This is a genomic window from Bacillus sp. AFS029637 (assembly GCF_002584985.1).
Taxonomy (GTDB): domain Bacteria; phylum Bacillota; class Bacilli; order Bacillales; family Bacillaceae_G; genus Bacillus_A.
Map to the genome: position 1 here is coordinate 1 of NZ_NUPZ01000070.1, position 1,435 is coordinate 1,435.

Here is a 1,435-nt window from a genome sequence, read left to right on the forward strand (position 1 = left end):
GATAAATGGTTCGCCTCAAGTAAGATTTGTTCATGTTGCGGAGTTAAATACGACCATTCAGTTCAACCAGAAGGACAGTGGAGTTTAAAGATTCGTGAATGGGACTGTGCTTCATGCAATAGCCATCACGATAGGGATATAAATGCTGCGATAAATTTATCAAGATGGGTAAAATAAATGCTTGATAATAGGAGGTAACGATACTGCCTCGTGTGGAGTGTTATACCCCTCGTCCCTTCGGGGTTGCGAGAACACGATGAAGCACTAACTTGTGTAAATTTGATTGAATTGTATAGATTTAGTTAAGTTTATCGTATCGGATTACAGATCCTAGAATAAACTTAGCAATTGAAGAATATTGTGTGAAGAATTTAGATATTAACGAAACATATTTACTGTTCTACATTAACGAACCTTCCATTATCATTGGTAAAAACCAAAACACAGTAGAAGAAATTAATGCGGATTACGTAAAAGAAAAAGGTATTCATGTCGTTCGTCGTCTATCAGGCGGAGGCGCAGTGTATCACGATTTAGGGAACTTAAACTTCAGCTTTATTACGAAAGATGATGGAGATAGTTTCAGCAACTTCAAAAAATTCACAGAGCCTGTAACGAAAGCGCTTGGTAAACTAGGCGTAAATGCAGAGCTAAGTGGTCGTAACGACATTTTAGCTGAAGGTAGAAAAATTTCAGGTAACGCACAGTTCTCAACGAAAGGTCGTATGTTCAGTCACGGTACGTTACTATTTGACTCTGAAATCGATCACGTCGTATCAGCACTGAAAGTAAAAATGGATAAGATCCAATCAAAAGGAATTAAATCAATCCGCAGCCGCGTTGCGAACATTACAGAATTCCTAAACGAAAAAATGACGACAGAAGAGTTTAGACAACTTCTTCTAGAAACAATTTTCGAAGGGGAAACAGAAATCCCAACGTACGAATTAACAGAAGAGGATTGGAAAGAAATCCACAAACTTTCTGAAGAACGCTACCAAAATTGGGACTGGAACTACGGAAAATCACCGAAGTTCAACTTGCAACATTCACACCGCTTCCCAGTTGGACAAGTTGACGTTCGCCTAGAAGTGAAAAAAGGAACAGTAACAGAATGCAAAATTTACGGTGACTTCTTCGGTTCACTAGATGTTCATGACATTGAAGAACGTTTAACAGGCGTGCAGTTCGATAAAGACGCATTCGCCGCAGCATTAGAAGGCGTAGATATCGCACGTTACTTCGGTAATATTACAACAGAAGATTTCTTACATTTATTCTTCTAAAAATGAGGAGGCTGTCATAACTGGCAGCCTCTTTCTTTTTGCGTAAATTGCCATGTTTTGTCGGTAAGTCGATATCCCTTGTCGAATCGCCGATATAATTTAAGTAACGTTAGATATATGTAAAAAATCCCCGATATAATTCAAGTAAC

General features: G+C 38.5%; 2 protein-coding genes. Both read left to right on the plus strand.

The window, feature by feature from the left end; genetic code table 11:
* A partial coding sequence (locus tag COE49_RS26775) for a zinc ribbon domain-containing protein (RefSeq protein ID WP_141556649.1) occupies positions 1–177 on the plus strand: 177 nt, incomplete at its 5' end.
* A gap of 143 nt (positions 178–320) precedes the next feature.
* A complete protein-coding gene (gene lplA, locus COE49_RS26780; RefSeq protein ID WP_088231500.1) occupies positions 321–1,286 on the plus strand; it encodes a lipoate--protein ligase in 966 nt (321 codons plus the stop codon).
* The last annotated feature ends 149 nt before the right edge of the window (positions 1,287–1,435 follow it).